This window comes from Oceanisphaera sp., from assembly GCF_048268965.1.
In the GTDB taxonomy this organism is placed as follows: domain Bacteria; phylum Pseudomonadota; class Gammaproteobacteria; order Enterobacterales; family Aeromonadaceae; genus Oceanimonas.
Window position 1 is genome coordinate 24,133 of sequence record NZ_JBLWUK010000030.1, and the last position, 14,911, is coordinate 39,043.

The 14,911-nt window shown below is 55.6% G+C and carries 16 protein-coding genes; 9 read left to right on the forward strand and 7 right to left on the reverse strand.

The window, feature by feature from the left end:
* Nucleotides 1-5: 5 nt before the first annotated feature.
* On the forward strand, nucleotides 6-242 hold the full coding sequence (locus tag ACN0VL_RS12495; protein ID WP_417617855.1) for a hypothetical protein: 237 nt from the start codon (nucleotides 6-8) through the stop codon (nucleotides 240-242).
* Entirely contained in the window at nucleotides 242-1,582 is a 1,341-nt protein-coding gene (gene rmuC / locus ACN0VL_RS12500) for a DNA recombination protein RmuC (protein ID WP_417617856.1), read from the forward strand. The genes ACN0VL_RS12495 and rmuC overlap by 1 nt, the downstream gene beginning before the upstream one ends.
* 607 nt (nucleotides 1,583-2,189) lie before the next feature.
* Here the strand turns inward: rmuC and ACN0VL_RS12505 are convergent.
* The 5 genes from ACN0VL_RS12505 to def are packed head-to-tail and all read right to left on the reverse strand — an operon-like array spanning nucleotide 2,190 to nucleotide 7,857.
* On the reverse strand, nucleotides 2,190-3,638 hold the full coding sequence (locus ACN0VL_RS12505) for a TrkH family potassium uptake protein (RefSeq protein WP_417617858.1): 1,449 nt from the start codon (nucleotides 3,636-3,638) through the stop codon (nucleotides 2,190-2,192).
* A gap of 29 nt (nucleotides 3,639-3,667) precedes the next feature.
* The gene (trkA, locus tag ACN0VL_RS12510) at nucleotides 3,668-5,044 is read right to left on the reverse strand and encodes a Trk system potassium transporter TrkA (RefSeq protein ID WP_417617860.1); all 1,377 of its coding nucleotides are present in this window, start codon (nucleotides 5,042-5,044) and stop codon (nucleotides 3,668-3,670) included.
* On the reverse strand, nucleotides 5,041-6,336 hold the full coding sequence (gene rsmB, locus ACN0VL_RS12515; RefSeq protein WP_417617862.1) for a 16S rRNA (cytosine(967)-C(5))-methyltransferase RsmB: 1,296 nt from the start codon (nucleotides 6,334-6,336) through the stop codon (nucleotides 5,041-5,043). The genes trkA and rsmB overlap by 4 nt, the downstream gene beginning before the upstream one ends.
* A 25-nt stretch (nucleotides 6,337-6,361) precedes the next feature.
* Complete coding sequence (gene fmt, locus ACN0VL_RS12520; RefSeq protein ID WP_417617864.1) at nucleotides 6,362-7,324, reverse strand: methionyl-tRNA formyltransferase; 963 nt, start codon at nucleotides 7,322-7,324, stop codon at nucleotides 6,362-6,364.
* Between the two features lie 23 nt (nucleotides 7,325-7,347).
* Entirely contained in the window at nucleotides 7,348-7,857 is a 510-nt protein-coding gene (def, locus tag ACN0VL_RS12525; protein WP_417617866.1) for a peptide deformylase, read from the reverse strand.
* Between the two features lie 220 nt (nucleotides 7,858-8,077).
* Here def and dprA point away from each other — a divergent pair, with 220 nt between their 5' ends.
* The 5 genes from dprA (at nucleotide 8,078) to hemF (ending at nucleotide 11,828) form a co-directional block, all read left to right on the forward strand.
* The gene (gene dprA / locus ACN0VL_RS12530) at nucleotides 8,078-9,175 is read left to right on the forward strand and encodes a DNA-processing protein DprA (protein ID WP_417617867.1); all 1,098 of its coding nucleotides are present in this window, start codon (nucleotides 8,078-8,080) and stop codon (nucleotides 9,173-9,175) included.
* Nucleotides 9,176-9,177: 2 nt separating this feature from the next.
* Nucleotides 9,178-9,651 (forward strand): DUF494 family protein, encoded by a 474-nt coding sequence (locus ACN0VL_RS12535; RefSeq protein WP_417617868.1) that lies wholly within the window; start codon nucleotides 9,178-9,180, stop codon nucleotides 9,649-9,651.
* 51 nt (nucleotides 9,652-9,702) lie between these two features.
* Nucleotides 9,703-10,263, forward strand: a complete 561-nt coding sequence (locus ACN0VL_RS12540) for a topoisomerase DNA-binding C4 zinc finger domain-containing protein (protein WP_417617870.1) — start codon at nucleotides 9,703-9,705, stop codon at nucleotides 10,261-10,263.
* A gap of 70 nt (nucleotides 10,264-10,333) precedes the next feature.
* Nucleotides 10,334-10,897: a Sua5/YciO/YrdC/YwlC family protein gene (locus ACN0VL_RS12545; RefSeq protein WP_417617872.1), complete on the forward strand. Its 564-nt coding sequence runs from the start codon at nucleotides 10,334-10,336 to the stop codon at nucleotides 10,895-10,897.
* Nucleotides 10,898-10,919: 22 nt separating this feature from the next.
* Nucleotides 10,920-11,828, forward strand: coding sequence for an oxygen-dependent coproporphyrinogen oxidase (gene hemF / locus ACN0VL_RS12550; protein WP_417617874.1), 909 nt, complete (start codon nucleotides 10,920-10,922; stop codon nucleotides 11,826-11,828).
* Here the strand turns inward: hemF and hdfR are convergent.
* Nucleotides 11,825-12,679, reverse strand: a complete 855-nt coding sequence (gene hdfR / locus ACN0VL_RS12555; protein WP_417617876.1) for an HTH-type transcriptional regulator HdfR — start codon at nucleotides 12,677-12,679, stop codon at nucleotides 11,825-11,827. The two genes, hemF and hdfR, sit on opposite strands and share 4 nt — an antisense overlap.
* A gap of 152 nt (nucleotides 12,680-12,831) precedes the next feature.
* Here hdfR and aroE point away from each other — a divergent pair, with 152 nt between their 5' ends.
* Nucleotides 12,832-13,656 carry a shikimate dehydrogenase gene (aroE, locus tag ACN0VL_RS12560; protein WP_417617878.1) on the forward strand — a complete coding sequence of 275 codons (825 nt, stop codon included), beginning with the start codon at nucleotides 12,832-12,834 and terminating at the stop codon, nucleotides 13,654-13,656.
* A complete protein-coding gene (locus tag ACN0VL_RS12565; RefSeq protein ID WP_417617880.1) occupies nucleotides 13,653-13,913 on the forward strand; it encodes a DUF1488 domain-containing protein in 261 nt (86 codons plus the stop codon). Before aroE ends, ACN0VL_RS12565 begins: the two co-directional genes overlap by 4 nt.
* Before the next feature lie 99 nt (nucleotides 13,914-14,012).
* Here ACN0VL_RS12565 and ACN0VL_RS12570 read toward each other — a convergent pair whose 3' ends face one another.
* Entirely contained in the window at nucleotides 14,013-14,552 is a 540-nt protein-coding gene (locus tag ACN0VL_RS12570) for a gamma carbonic anhydrase family protein (RefSeq protein WP_417617882.1), read from the reverse strand.
* Between the last annotated feature and the right edge of the window lie 359 nt (nucleotides 14,553-14,911).

Consider the following 14,911-nt stretch of genomic DNA (forward strand, 5'->3'; position numbering starts at 1 on the left):
ACGCCTTGAATAACGATTTTATCATTTCTTTACTGAGTCAGTGCTGGCGCTGGTCGGTGTTTTTGATGTTTCCCCTGCTGGTGGTGTTATACACGCAACTGCGTGGTATACCGCTGGCGGTATTCGACAACGGTGTTAACCAGCACAAATGGTTGATTATCCTGTTTTATCTGTTTTACGTTCTGCTTTGGTTGCGCTTTAATCGCCGGGTGCTGGCCTTGCTTGAACAGCGCAGGCGCTGATGATGCCCATACTCAGCGAGATCTGGCCCTATTTACTGGCGGCGGCCACCGCTATTACCGGCTGGGGGCTAACCCACCTGAGCCTGGGTGCCCGTTTGCAGCTGCTGGCCCAGCAAAACCGGCAGTTACAGGCTCAGCTAAACGATAAATCCGGCGAACTGCAAGAGACCAGACAACGACTGGAGCAACAGCAACAGCTGGTGCTGAAGATGAATGGCCGGTTGAAAGAATACGAAACCCTGTTGCGCCAGGAACGCCAATGGGCGGCAGAAAAACAGGCCGAGTGGGCCGCCAGCGAAGCTCGGCTTGGCCAGCAGTTTGAAAATCTGGCCCAACGCATTTTCGAGCAAAAAACCCATAACTTCCGTGAACTGAACCAGAACAGCCTGGAAGGGTTGCTGTCGCCCCTGCGTGAGCAATTGGAAGGGTTCAGGCGCAGCATGCAGGAAACCTATGTCGATGAAAGCCGTCAGCGCCATAGCCTGAAATTTGAAATAGAGCGGCTGGCAGAGCTGCACCAGCAGATGAGTGCCGATACCTCGGCGCTCACCCGGGCCCTTAAAGGCGACAGCAAACAGCAGGGTAACTGGGGCGAGGTGGTCTTGTCTCGGGTGCTGTCTGAATCTGGCTTGCGTGAAGGGCACGAATACAGCACCCAGATGAGTTTGAACAATGCCGAGGGCAAGCGTTATCAGCCGGATGTCATCGTGCACCTGCCCCAGGACAAAGACATTATCATCGATGCCAAAGTCTCGCTGACGGCCTATGAGCGTTATTTCAATGGCGACGATGCGCTGACGCGCGAGCAGGCGCTGCGGGATCATGTGGCCTCGGTGCGCGGTCATATTCGCGAGCTGGGCCGCAAAGATTATCAGCACTTGCAGGGGGTAAGAACCCTGGACTATGTGTTGATGTTTGTCGCGGTAGAGCCGGCGTTTCTGGTGGCGGTAGAAGCCGAGCCGGCGCTCATCAAATACGCGCTGGACCATAATATTCTGCTGGTCAGCCCCACCAACTTGCTGGTGGCATTACGCACCATAGAAAACCTGTGGCGAGTAGAGCGGCAAAATCACAATGCGCGTAAAATCGCCGAATCGGCGGGTAAAATTTATGAAAAACTGCGCTCGTTCACGGAGGATATGGAAGCCGTAGGTCAGTCGTTGCGCCGAGCCGACGATAATTACCAGCGCGCCATGAAGAAGCTAAGCAGTGGCCGCGGCAACCTGATCCGCCAGGCAGAATCCTTTCGCGAGTTGGGGGTAGAAGTCACCAAGCCCCTGCCCGAGCACCTGCGGGAAAGGGCTACCGAAGAAGACCGCCTGCCAGAAAACAGCTGTTAAAGACTAATACCTATCTACATAAATTTATGATCTATTTTAAACTGGAGTTCTGAGGCAACACAGCCACCTCCCACGACACGCCACTGGGCTAGCCATCTTTGCTGCGTAAAGGCTGCGAATATTCACAGGATATTCGGTCCATTACCCAACAAAGATACACGGCAGCAAGCTGCCCCATGGGGGCTCGGGAAATGCCATCCCTGCATTGTCACGGTCGTGGGAGCCGATCTCTGTTGCCTCTCCGCAAGCACCGAGTTGTCTATAGATAGCACCAACAGGCAACTCCACAGCCTGGGGCGGATGAAGGGATCTACTCCATCGACCATCACATGACAAGGATGTCATGTGTTTGAGCGCCACAGGGAGGTGCTTGCAGCGTGTCGGTGGAGTAGACCCTTCGTTCGGCCTTTACAGTACAGCTAAATAGATCAGTTACTTACTCAGTTTGGTATAAAGACTTCTTTGCCACGGAATCCACGAAATTCACGAAATCCACGGAAAAATTAACATCAAGCTCTTTGGACGGCGGTACGCTGTGAGTAAAGAAAGACAGTATCTGTCTGTAGCTTACGGCGTATAGCGTAAGGCGTACTACCGTGTTGTGTTATTACTGGTTTCGCCAGAAACCGGGAAAGAACAGCACCATGACCGTCATGATTTCCAGGCGCCCCATCAGCATGCCCAACGCCAGCAACCATTTGGCGGCATCGGGCAAGTCGGCAAAATTACCGTTCGGGCCTATCGCATCTCCTATGCCCGGGCCTACATTGGCGACGGCCGTCATGGCGGCACTAATGGCCACTTGCGGCGGCAGCGACAGCAGTGTCAGCAAGAGTGCCAGTATCACTATGGTGGCGAAGTAGGCAAAGATAAAGGTGATCAGTGAGCGCACTATGTTGTCGTTAACATGGCGGCCGTTATAGCGTTGCCCCACCACGGCCCTGGGGTGCATCAACAGATGCAGCTGCTTGCTGAACAAGGTCATGCCTACCTGAAAGCGAAAAATCTTGAAGCCGCCAGCAGTGGAACCAGAGCAGGCACCACATACCATCAGCAAGGCAAACAGGACCAGGGGAAAGGCACCCCAGGCACCAAAATCGTCCAGGCCATAGCCGGTGGTGGTGATCACCGAAATCAGATTGAATAAAGCAACGCGAATGGCATCTGCCAGCGGATAGCGGCCGGTGAGCCAAAGGTACAGGCTCAGCACCAGGCCGGAGCCGATGAGCAGGGCGATAAAGCCTCTAACCTGAGCATCCCGGAACAGATGGAAGTTCTGTTGCTGTAGGCTGTTGACCATGAGCAAAAAAGGCAGTCCGCCCAGAAACATGAATACCATGCCCACCCAGTGAGCCGGGGGTGAAAAATGGTTCATGGAACTATCGGAGGTGGAGTAGCCGCCGGTACTGAGGGTGGTCATGGCATGGTTTACCGCCTCAAAGGCACTCATGTCCGAGAACAGGTAATAACTGGCGATGCAGAGCAGGGTAAGCGCCAGATACAGCCGTACTATGCGTTTGGCCATGGTGGCGGCCCTGGGCGCGCTTTTATCGGACCAGTCGGAAGACTCGGTTTTAAAGAGCTTCATCCCGCCCACGTTGAGATAAGGCAATATGGCGACGGCGGCCACAATAAAACCCACTCCACCCAGCCATTGCAGTACCGAGCGCCATAACAGTATGGCGGAGGGCTGGGTGTCCAGGCCGGTTAATACGGTCGAGCCGGTGGTGGTGACGCCCGACATGGTTTCGAAGAAAGCATCGGTAAAATCAATGTGGCTGATAAAGACAAAGGGCAGGGCGCCAAAGACACAAACAGAGAGCCACACCAGAGTGGTGGCGAGAAACATCTCCTTGATCCTGAGGTGAATCTGTTCCCGCTGGCCTGCCAGCAGTAGTAGCAGTGCAATGGCATGAGTGAGCAGGGTCGCCAGTAAAAACTCCTGAAACCCCAGGCTCTGCCCCGACAGCGCCAGCAGAGTTGGTAGCCACATGAACAGGGCCAGCTTGGACAGCGCCTTGCTCAGGATAAAGGCAATGGGTCTCAGGTTAAACATCCGTTTCTCCTAAGAGCAGTAAACGAGCCCTACAGGAAGAAGGGGCTGGGCTGGAACAGGCGCTCCACTTCCGGAATAAACTTCTTGTCGACCAAAAACAGAATCACGTGGTCATTTTGCTCGATGACCGTTTGGTCATGGCCAATGATCACCTCGTCCCCCCGCACTATGGCGCCTATGGTGGTGCCCGGCGGAAGTTTCAGCTCACCGACCTGGCGGCCCACTACCTTGGAGGTCGCACTGTCGCCGTGCGCAATGGCCTCAATGGCCTCGGCCGCCCCGCGTCGCAGCGAGTAAACGTTCACAATATCGGCGCGTCTCACATGGGTAAGCAGTGCCGATATGGTGGCTTGTTGCGGTGAAATGGCCACATCTATGCTGCCGCCTTGCACTAAATCTACATAGGCACTGCGTTGTATCAATACCATGGTTTTTCTGGCGCCCAGCTTCTTGGCCAGCATGGCCGACATGATGTTGGCTTCATCCTGGTTGGTGACGGCGATAAACACATCCACCTGATCGATATGCTCTTCAAGCAGTAGTTCTTCGTCCGCCGCATCGCCACAAAAAACGATGGTGTTCTCCAGCAGTTCAGAGAGCTGTTCGGCGCGTTTCAGGTTGTGCTCAATCAACTTCACCGAGTAGTGCTTTTCCAGCCGCCGGGCCAGGCCGGCGCCCACATGGCCGCCGCCAACGATCATGATGCGTTTATAGTCTTTTTCCAGGCGCTGCAACTCGGACATGACCGCGCGAATATTGCCGCTGGCCGCCACGAAGAACACCTCGTCATCGGCTTCGATAATGGTGGTGCCTTGCGGCCGGATGGGTCTGTCCTGGCGAAAGATGGCTGCTACTCGGGTGTCTATGCCGGGCATGTGATCGCGCAGGCTGGACAGGGCATTGCCCACCAGGGAGCCGCCGTAATAGGCTTTAATCGCCACCAGACCGACCTTGCCTTCGGCAAAGTCCACCACCTGCAAGGCACCAGGGTACTGGATCAGGCGATAGATATATTCGGTCACCAACTGCTCGGGGGCTATCAGGTTGTCGACCGGCAACGCCTCGTTAAGAAACAACCGTTCACGTTCGGCCAGAAACTCCGGCGAGCGAATACGGGCCACCTTGTTGGGGGTGTTAAACAGCGAGTAAGCCACCTGACAGGCAATCATGTTGGTTTCGTCGCTGCTGGTCACCGCCACCAGCATATCGGCATCCTGGGCACCGGCTTCGCGCAGCACATTGGGGTAAGCCCCATGGCCGTTGACGACACGCAAGTCGTATTTATCCTGCAACTCGCGCAGCCGATCGGCGTTGGTGTCGACTATGGTGATGTCGTTATTCTCGCCCACCAGGTTTTCCGCCAGGGTTCCCCCTACCTGACCGGCACCCAGAATGATGATTTTCATGCTAATTTACTCAGCTTGGCATAATAAAAGCCGTCCCGCTGTTCGGCTCCTGGCAGTAATTGCCAGCCGGGCTGCTCGGGCGTATCCCCTGAGTGTAATGCCATATGCTGCGCGTCGGGGGTGCGGCTTAAAAACGCCTTGATCTGCTCGCTGTTTTCATCCGGCAGGATGGAGCAAGTAGCATAAAGCAGGGTGCCACCGGGTTTAAGCTGTTGCCACAGCGCGTCCAGGATCTGTGCCTGCAACTGTGCCAGCTGGGCAATGTCTTCCGGGCGACGCAGCCACTTGATGTCGGGGTGGCGTCGAATCACGCCGGTCGCCGAGCAGGGCGCATCCAGCAAAATGCGATCGAAAGCGTCTCCTTGCCACCAGTCGGCAGGTTGGGCCGCGTCGCCTTGCAGTACGGTGGCGTGCAGGCCAATACGGTCCAGATTTTGATGCACTCGCTTGAGGCGCTCGCCATCCATATCCACCGCCACCAGCTGAGCCAGTTGCGGTTGACGCTCCAGAATATGAGCGGTTTTGCCACCGGGAGCGGCACAGGCATCCAGCACCCGCTCGCCCGCTTGCGCATCCAGCAGTTGGGCGGCCATTTGCGCCGCGGCATCCTGTACCGAACTATGCCCCTGGTCAAAACCGGGCAGGGTGGCGACATCGACCGGACGCGCCAGGCGCAGTGCGCTGTGAGCCTGGGTATCGGGGGTGGCGTCCAGCCCGTCTTGTTGCAACAACGCCAGATATTGTTCAGGAGTATGCCGGCTTTGGTTGACCCGGATCCACATGGGGGGATGCTGGTTATTGGCGGTCAGAATATCCTGCCACTGCTCGGGATAGGCGTGCTGTATTCTCTTGAATAACCAGTTGGGGTGCGCCAAACGTAGCTGTGGCAAGGCGTCGACCTTGGCCGTCAGTTCATCTTGCTGGCGCTGAACATTGCGCAATACACCGTTGACCATGCCCTTGAACGGCTCGGCTTTCAGTATCTTGCAGGCGTTGACGGTTTCGGCCAGTGCGGCGTGGGCCGGAATGCGGGTATACAGCAGCTGATAGATGCCGACCAGGATCAGGGAATGCACCACGCGGTATTTTCCCTTGAGCGGTTTTTCCAGCAGTGGCTTGGTCATGGCGTCGAGTCGGCTGTACCAGCGCAAGGTGCCAAAACACAGCTCCTGCAGCAGGGCGCGATCTTTGGCGGCAACCTCTTGTTGATAGCGCGGGAGCAGGGTCGATAACGACTGCCCCTGATTCAGCACTTGATGCAGAATATTAGCGGCGGCGGCACGGGTTTTCATAGGATTACCACTGAGTTAAAGGAGTTCAGGCCAAGCTGTTACCAGGTTGGAACCAGTCTTTGCGGGCGTTGAGAAGGTCTTGGCAGCTCATGGCTTTCTTACCGGGTACCTGCAGGCTCAGCAGGCGCAATACACCGGCGCCGGTTGCGACGTCTATACCCGTTTTACTGGCTTGAATGATAGTGCCGGGTGCCGGTTCGCCGCTGTTCGTCAGCTCAGGGCTGTCGGCCAACACCTCGCTTTGCCACACCTTGATATTGTGCTCACCGACCATAAAGTAGCTGAAGGGCCAGGGGTTGAAGGCTCGTACGCAGCGTTCTATGTGTGCAGCCGGTTGCTGCCAGTCGATGCGAGCCTCTTCTTTAGAGAGCTTTTCTGCATAATTGGCCAGCGCATCGTCCTGGGCTACGGCGGTAGCGCGCCCGTTGGCAATATCATTCAGGCTCTGCAGCAAGGCTTGAGGCCCTATGTTGGCCAGCTTTTCGTACAGGCTGGCCGAGGTGTCGCTCGCCTCTATGGGCAGCTGCGCCGTATGCAGCATGGCGCCGGTATCCAGCCCTTTATCCATCTGCATTATGGTGACGCCCGTGTGTTGATCACCGGCCCAGATGGCGCGTTGAATCGGCGCTGCACCCCGCCAGCGTGGCAGCAGGGAGCCATGAACATTGATACAGCCCAGTCGTGGAGCATCCAGCACGGCTTGAGGCAGAATCAGGCCATAGGCCACCACCACCATGATGTCGGCATTCAGGGCGGCCAGCTGCTGCTGGGCTGCTTCGTTGCGCAGGCTTTGGGGTTGCAATACTTGAATGCCTGCCTGTTCGGCCGCCACCTTGACCGGGCTTGCGGTCAGTTTTTTGCCACGACCAGCGGGTCGGTCCGGCTGGGTGTAAACGGCTATGATGTTGTGCTCGGAGTCGAGCAGAGCCTGTAAGTGACGGGCCGCAAAGTCTGGGGTACCGGCAAAAACGATATTGAGTGGGCTCAATGTATGTCCTTTATTATTAGAATTTAGAGGGCTTCTTGTTTGGTCAGTTTTTCCATTTTCTGGCGAATACGCTGGCGCTTGAGCGGTGACAGGTAATCGACAAACAGCTTGCCGATCAAGTGGTCCATCTCATGCTGGATGCAAATGGCCAGCAGGTCGTCGGCTTCCAGCTCGAAGGTCTCGCCGTGCTCGTTTTGGGCGCGAACCTTGACGAATTCGGCTCTTTCTACCAGCGCCCGCGCGCCAGGTACCGACAGGCAGCCTTCCTCAATACCGGTGCTGCCGCTTTGCTCGAGGATCTCGGGGTTGATCAACACCAGTCGCTGCGTTCTGTCCTCGGATGCGTCGATCACGATCAGCTGTTGGTGGACGTCGACTTGCGTTGCCGCCAGGCCGATACCCTCTTCTGCGTACATGGTTTCAAACATATCATCTATAGTTTGCTGTAACGCAGGGGTGAATTCAGTGATGGGCTTGGCGATGGTACGCAGTCGCTCATCGGGGAAACGTAATACTTTTAATACTTTTGCCATGTCTACCTAGCTCATTTATCTATCGATATTGATAGTATTTTAGCCATGTAAGCACACAAAAAACAGCAAGAGTTAACATAAGGTCGCAGCGGCAATGAAACCAGGGCCGGCTTAGCCTGCCGAATAGCCGGTTTATGGCGATTTATTACGCTTGGAGTGGACCTCCGGCAGCGCTTCATATCATGGAATGACATGGCCAGGCTTATGGATGAGGTGGCAGATGACAGCGGCGAACTTACAGCAACATCCGTTATTACCCTGGTTGGCACTGCAGCACACCCATGGCATAGGCCCGGTTCGAGCGATTCGAATACGGCGCAAGCTGGGTGACAAATGGTATCAATCTGAGCAGCTTGCACATTGTAACTTCAACCCGGAACAACGACGGCAGCTGCACACGGCACATTTTGAGCTGCTGGAGTCCCTGCTGGCCTGGCAGCAGGGGGCGGCCAATCGGCATATTTTAACCTGGGATGATCCCGACTACCCCGAGCAGCTAAAGGAAACCACAGCTGCCCCCTTGTTACTGTTTGTGGAGGGGGAGCTTGCCGGGTTATCTCAACCACAAATTGCCGTGGTGGGCAGTCGACACCCATCTTATGTCGGTAAGGAAAACACCCGCAACCTGATCCCTGATCTCGTGGAGGCCGGGGCCATCATTACCTCCGGGCTGGCCATTGGCGTCGATGGGCTAAGCCACAGGGCAGCGCTGGACGCAGGCGGAACCACATTGGCGGTGTTGGGCTCGGGGCTGGAAAAGTGTTACCCCAAGCGGCATCAGCGGTTGGCCGCTGAGCTCATAGAGGGCGGTGGGGCCTTGCTGTCGGAATGCTATCCCTGGCTGGGCCCCCTGGCACATCATTTTCCACGCCGTAATCGTATTATCAGCGGCTTGAGTTTGGGGGTACTGGTGGTGGAGGCGGCCGAGCGCAGTGGTTCTCTGATCACCGCCCGCTATGCCATTGAGCAGGGGCGGGAAGTGTTTGCCATTCCCGGAGCCAGGCAAAACCCGTTGGCGCTGGGGTGCAATAAGCTGATCCAGCAGGGGGCCAAGCTGGTGATCAGTGCCAACGATATTCTTGAGGAGCTGGTGGCGTTTTCGGTGGCGGCGGTCAAAATATTGCCTGCGAGGCCAGAGGAGTTATTGCCTTATCCCGAGTTGTTGGATAACGTAGGTTTAGAGGTAACGGCGTTGGATTTAATTGCATCCCGTTGCCAACAGCCGGTGCAGGAAGTGCTAACCCGGTTGGTCGAGCTGGAATTGGCTGGCTGGGTGGAAACTGTACCCGGGGGTTATGTCAGAGCGAGGAGGGGTTGATCATGTTCGAAGTACTGATGTACTTATTCGAAACCTACATTCACACCGATGTAGATGCAGCGGTAGAACAGGATGCTCTCGCCGATGAATTAACCCAGGCGGGATTTCATAAACAGGAAATTCTAAAGGCACTGGCGTGGCTGGAACGTTTGGCCGATTTGCAGGAAGCCGAGGAAGCGCCCATCTGGGCCAGATCCGAGCCCGGCTCTTTCCGTATCTACACTCAGGAAGAGACCTATAAAATTGATGCTCAGGGCCGTGGTTTCTTGCTGTTTCTGGAGCAGATCAAGGTGCTGAACGCGGAAACCCGCGAAATAGTCATCGACCGGCTGATGGAACTGGATCCACCGGAAATAGAACTGGACGATCTCAAGTGGGTGGTGATGATGGTGCTGTTTAACGTACCCGGCAGCGAGTCTGCCTATCATCAGCTGGAAGAGCTCATCTTTGAACAGCCCGAAGGGATGCTTCACTGACAATCGGCAGCCGCGCTGGTAGAATTTAGCAAATGAATTCGGAGGCGCGGTATGTCGAAAATCGATCCCAGTCTGTTTAATACCCAAGAGAGTACTCCTGATTGGGATAAAGAACCCTGTCCCCAATGCGGTGCAACCCTGGAGTTGCGTCATGGTAAGCATGGCGCCTTTATTGGTTGTGCCTCTTACCCTGCCTGTGACTATGTGCGCCCCCTCAAAGTCATCGAACACGACCAAGACATAGAAAGAGTGCTGGATGGCAGCGAGTGCCCCCGGTGTGGTCACCCGCTGGCATTGAAAAAAGGGCGGTTTGGCTTGTTTATCGGCTGCACTCATTATCCCGACTGCGATCACATTGCCGACATCAACGATCGGGGACAAGCCGAACCCCGGTGCCCCATTTGCAACAAGGGCCAGCTGGTGGCCAGAACCTCGCGTTATGGCAAGCGCTTCTACGCCTGCAACCATTACCCCGACTGCCGATTCGTGCTTAACGACCAACCGGTTGACGAGCGCTGCCCCGACTGTGGCTTTGCGATTTTAATCAAGCGTAAAGGCCAGATCCATTGTCCGAAGAAAGGCTGTGGCTATCAAAAGCAAGGGCCTGTTTAACGAGCCTTTCAACAGGGTTCGCTGACCCCCTGTTGCTGTCATTTATGTATATGAAGGAAGTCGTACTTTAATGAACCCGCAATTATTGCAACCTGCCCTTGAGCAACTGCGTCAAGGTGGCGTGATTGGCTACGCCACAGAAGCGGTGTTTGGCCTGGGCTGTGACCCAGATAACGGTGAGGCCGTTAAACGGCTGCTCGAGATCAAACAAAGACCCATAGAGAAAGGCTTGGTACTGATAGCGGCTGATTTCAGTCAGTTGGTGCCGTATCTGGATCTGGCGGCCCTGCCCGAGGGGCGACTGGAAGTGATACTGGCGAGCTGGCCCGGGCCCTTCACCTGGGTTATTCCCGCCAGACCCGAGGTGCCTGTCTGGTTAAAGGGGCGCTTTAACTCGCTGGCGGTTCGCGTAACGGCACACTCGCAAGTGCATGATCTGTGTCTGGCCTTCGGTAAGCCGCTAGTGTCCAGCAGTGCCAATAAAACGGGCGAACCACCGGCAAGAAGTGCCAGCCAGCTGGCTCAGCAAATGGGCGCCGAGCTGGACTATGTACTGCCCGGGCAGACAGATGGCCTGGCCAACCCTTCGCTGATTAGAGATGGCTGTACCGGGGCCGTGCTGCGTCCCGCCTGAACCTGATAGTAGAGAGAAAACAATGAGTACTAAACCCGATATCACGGCCGTAAAAGCCTTTTTGTTACAGCTACAAGATGACATCTGTGCCAGCCTGGAGCAGGCGGACGGTGTGGGTCGATTTAAAGAAGACAGTTGGACTCGAGCCGAAGGTGGCGGGGGCCGTAGTCGCGTCATGCGCAATGGCGGCGTGATTGAGCAAGGCGGCGTTAACTTTTCTCATGTGCATGGCGATGCCATGCCTGCTTCGGCCACTGCCCATCGGCCAGAGCTGGCAGGGCGTTCCTTTGAAGCCATGGGAGTGTCGTTAGTCATCCACCCTAACAATCCCCATGTGCCGACCAGCCATGCCAATGTGCGCTTCTTTATTGCCGAAAAAGAAGGGGCCGATCCGGTGTGGTGGTTTGGTGGCGGCTTTGACCTGACGCCCTTTTATCCCGTAGAGGAAGACTGCAAACACTGGCATCAGGTGTCACACGATTTATGTGCGCCCTTTGGCGAGCAGGTGTATCCCGAATACAAAGCCTGGTGCGACCGTTACTTTTACCTCAAGCACAGGGATGAAACCCGAGGCGTGGGCGGACTCTTCTTCGATGACTTGAACCAGTGGCCATTCGAGCGGTGCTTCGAGTTCATGAAGGCGGTAGGGCATGGTTACCTGGACGCCTATTTGCCGATTGTTGAAAAGCGCAAAGACTCGCCTTACACAGAGCAGGAGCGTCAGTTCCAGTTATACCGTCGCGGCCGTTACGTCGAGTTCAACCTGGTGTACGACCGAGGCACCCTGTTTGGCTTGCAAACCGGCGGCCGTACCGAGTCGATTCTGATGTCGATGCCACCGCTGGCGCGTTGGGAGTATGACTGGCAGCCACAAGCTGGCACCGCAGAAGCCAGGCTGAACGACTTCCTGGTGCCAAGAGACTGGGTCTAAGCCTCGTCCTCCTGGGGAGCAAACAGGGCAACGACCTGATCGATGAGTCCCTGGCGCTCTCCACCGGGCAGATACGCCGCGTACACTTCTCGTTTGATCGACGGCGTATCGGCCACAATAAACAGCTGCTCTTGCTGCTGATAATTGCTGATCATCGAACTGGGTAAAAAAGTGCTGCCGCCATGGTGCAACAGGTACTCAAGGGCGATGCGCACCGAGCCGGTATGCAATAAAGGCGGAGTCGTCGCATTGAACAGCTTGGCGTGCTGCGTATTGAAGGCGGTGCCCCAATCGATGCGAATATAATCCTGAGCCATGGCTGTGACTGTGTCCAGGTTCTGATAACTGGATACCAGCTGTAGCTCCATGGTATGAATGGCGATGTGGCGCACGCCTTCGATACGTGCCGGATCGGTCAAAAACGCCAGGTCCAGAGTCCGGCCCAAAAGAGCGCGGGTCATCTGCTCGGGGGTACGAATATCGGCGCGCAACGATAATGCCGGTAGTTCGCAGTACAGCCGATGCAACCCTTCCTGCAGATAGGCATCCCACAGGTTGGCCGTTCCCGCCACCGCCAATTGCTGAGTTTGCCGTTCACTCAATGCCACCTCGTGTTGCGCCCGGGCCCAGGCCAGCAGCATGGACTCGGCATGGGGGATCAGCGCATCACCGGAGGAAGTGAGCTGAATATTATTGCGCAAACGGGTAAACAGGGTGACTCCCAGCTGACTTTCCAGCTGGCGGATCCGAAAGCTGACCGCCGAAGGGGTCAGATAAAGATGTTCCGCTGCCTTGCCAAAATGGCGCGTGCGAGAGACCTCGAGAAAGGTTTTTAAGAGTTCAGTATCCAAAGCTAGCCACAGTATTTTTGTTCGTTAGCGCAAAATCTATTCGTTTTGGTAATTAATGCAACCAAAAAAGCATGCCGAGTGGCAATATCGTGAATATTATCGTCTACTTGAGTCTATAGAACCTGATTTAATTGTAAGCGAGAGCCAGTATCATGGACAGATATGCCGTTATCGGTCATCCCATCAAGCACAGTCAATCACCCTTTATTCACCATCAGTTTGCCGAGCAGACCGGCCAAGACATCGACTATCAGCGTCTGCTTGCACCGCTTGATGGCTTTGCCGATAGCCTGAGCCACTTCGCGCGTGAAGGCGGTAAAGGCTGCAACGTTACTGTCCCTTTTAAAACCCAGGCCCTGGATATAGCGGATGAACTGACGGCAAGGGCCGAACTGGCGGGCGCCGTGAATACCCTGCACCTCATGCCCGATGGCCGCTGGCTGGGGGACAATACCGATGGCGCCGGCCTGGTCATGGATCTCAAGCGTCTGGGCTGTGAGCTGAGCGGAGCCAGAGTTTTATTACTGGGTGCCGGTGGTGCGGCGCGGGGAGCCTTGTCTCCGCTATTGGCAGAGCAGCCGGCTCAGCTGGTGGTCGCCAATCGCACCCCTGCACGGGCAATCGAGCTGGCACAACGATTCGCGCATCTGGGCAATATCAGCAGTGAACCCCTGGAAGCCTTGGGTGGTGCATTCGATATCATCATCAACAGTACTTCCGCCAGCCTGCAGGGTGAAACCCTGTCATTAGACAGTCAGGTCTGTCATGCACAGACGCGGGTGTACGACATGATGTATGGCCGTGAAGAAACGCCATTTCTGGCCTGGGCCAGAGAGCTGGGGCTTGAACACAGATTTGATGGCCTGGGGATGCTGGTCGGGCAAGCGGCAGAAAGCTTTTATTTATGGCGTGGCGTACGGCCGAATATGATGCCGGTACTGGTGGCGCTGCGTACTCAACTGGAGGCAGCGACATGAATCAGGATATTATCGTTAACGACGATCTCAACTGGCAACCGGAGCAGCAAAGGGTCGCCTTTAGCGCCCAGTGGCTGGGGGGGAGGGTGAATTGCTTTATCAGCCTGGCGCGGCTCGAGCACCTGTCAGGGCAAAGCCTGATTGATGAGGCCAATATCGTGCTGGCATTCGAGTCGGTGCGATTTGATATTGAAGAATTGGTCTCCGAGTTGGTGAGTCAGGAAGCTTTTGGCCCCGATGGCGGCTTGTATCTATAAGGCTGTGAGGGGCAAGGCGTGAGCAGTAAGGTCGAAGCCAAGAGCGACACTAAGAGTCCGACTGTTACTCTATAATTATCACGCCTCACGCCTCACGCCTCACCGTTGCTGCAGATACTCGTCTTTAAGGCGTACATAGTTCGCGGCCGACTCAGGCAAAAATGCTTTTTCTTCCGGCGTTAATGCGCGCGCTTTTTTTACCGGGCTACCGACATACAGGTAGCCCGACTCCAGCTTCTTGCCCGGAGGTACCAGGCTACCGGCCCCCACAATCACATCATCGCCGATCTCGGCTCCATCCAGCACAATGGTGCCCATGCCGATCAAGACACGATGACCGATAACACAGGCATGCAGCATGGCCTTGTGACCCACGGTGACATCATCGCCAATTAGCAGGGGCAAGCCATTCGGCAATGCAGCGCTGGGGCGAGTCACATGCAATACGGCCCCGTCTTGAATATTGGTGCGGGCGCCAATGCGAATGGCGTTCACATCTCCTCGCGCCGCTACCAGGGGCCAGACGCTGGCGTCTTCTCCCAGAATAATATCGCCATACAAGATGGCCGATGCTTCAACAAATGCACCTTTCGCCAGTGTGGGAGTGATGCCGTTATAACTTTTCAGCTGTGCCGTCATAAATGCTCTGTAGGTAGCGGATACATAACAGCATCATAACGACTTCTATATAGATAGAAAATACAGCTGTCAGCGGTAAGCTATCAGCTGGCAGAAAAATCATAGTACGAGCGCTTATCTTCAGCTGATCGCTGTGTTTTGTGGGTAACTCTGTACATAAGTTGTGTGCTTGCTGGGTGTTTGAGCGGTCAGTCACCAAAGGCCGGTTTTTATCACAAAAGCCCTTGCGCTAAATCTCCCGCTCCCTATAATGCGCATCCACTGACACGGGGCAACCGGCCTACGGTCACAAGGGTTTGAAGAGAACGAAACAAAGTTTGAATCAACGCTTGACGAACAATCTGGAATGCGTAGAATAC

Bases quoted from the DNA above. Each gene is read 5' to 3' on its own strand.
- rmuC (WP_417617856.1), top strand. From the start codon at position 242: ATGATGCCCATACTCAGCGAGATCTGGCCCTATTTACTGGCGGCGGCC.
- ACN0VL_RS12505 (WP_417617858.1), bottom strand. From the start codon at position 3,638: ATGTTTAACCTGAGACCCATTGCCTTTATCCTGAGCAAGGCGCTGTCC.
- trkA (WP_417617860.1), bottom strand. From the start codon at position 5,044: ATGAAAATCATCATTCTGGGTGCCGGTCAGGTAGGGGGAACCCTGGCG.
- rsmB (WP_417617862.1), bottom strand. From the start codon at position 6,336: ATGAAAACCCGTGCCGCCGCCGCTAATATTCTGCATCAAGTGCTGAAT.
- def (WP_417617866.1), bottom strand. From the start codon at position 7,857: ATGGCAAAAGTATTAAAAGTATTACGTTTCCCCGATGAGCGACTGCGT.
- dprA (WP_417617867.1), top strand. From the start codon at position 8,078: ATGACAGCGGCGAACTTACAGCAACATCCGTTATTACCCTGGTTGGCA.
- ACN0VL_RS12535 (WP_417617868.1), top strand. From the start codon at position 9,178: ATGTTCGAAGTACTGATGTACTTATTCGAAACCTACATTCACACCGAT.
- ACN0VL_RS12540 (WP_417617870.1), top strand. From the start codon at position 9,703: ATGTCGAAAATCGATCCCAGTCTGTTTAATACCCAAGAGAGTACTCCT.
- ACN0VL_RS12545 (WP_417617872.1), top strand. From the start codon at position 10,334: ATGAACCCGCAATTATTGCAACCTGCCCTTGAGCAACTGCGTCAAGGT.
- hemF (WP_417617874.1), top strand. From the start codon at position 10,920: ATGAGTACTAAACCCGATATCACGGCCGTAAAAGCCTTTTTGTTACAG.
- aroE (WP_417617878.1), top strand. From the start codon at position 12,832: ATGGACAGATATGCCGTTATCGGTCATCCCATCAAGCACAGTCAATCA.
- ACN0VL_RS12565 (WP_417617880.1), top strand. From the start codon at position 13,653: ATGAATCAGGATATTATCGTTAACGACGATCTCAACTGGCAACCGGAG.
- ACN0VL_RS12570 (WP_417617882.1), bottom strand. From the start codon at position 14,552: ATGACGGCACAGCTGAAAAGTTATAACGGCATCACTCCCACACTGGCG.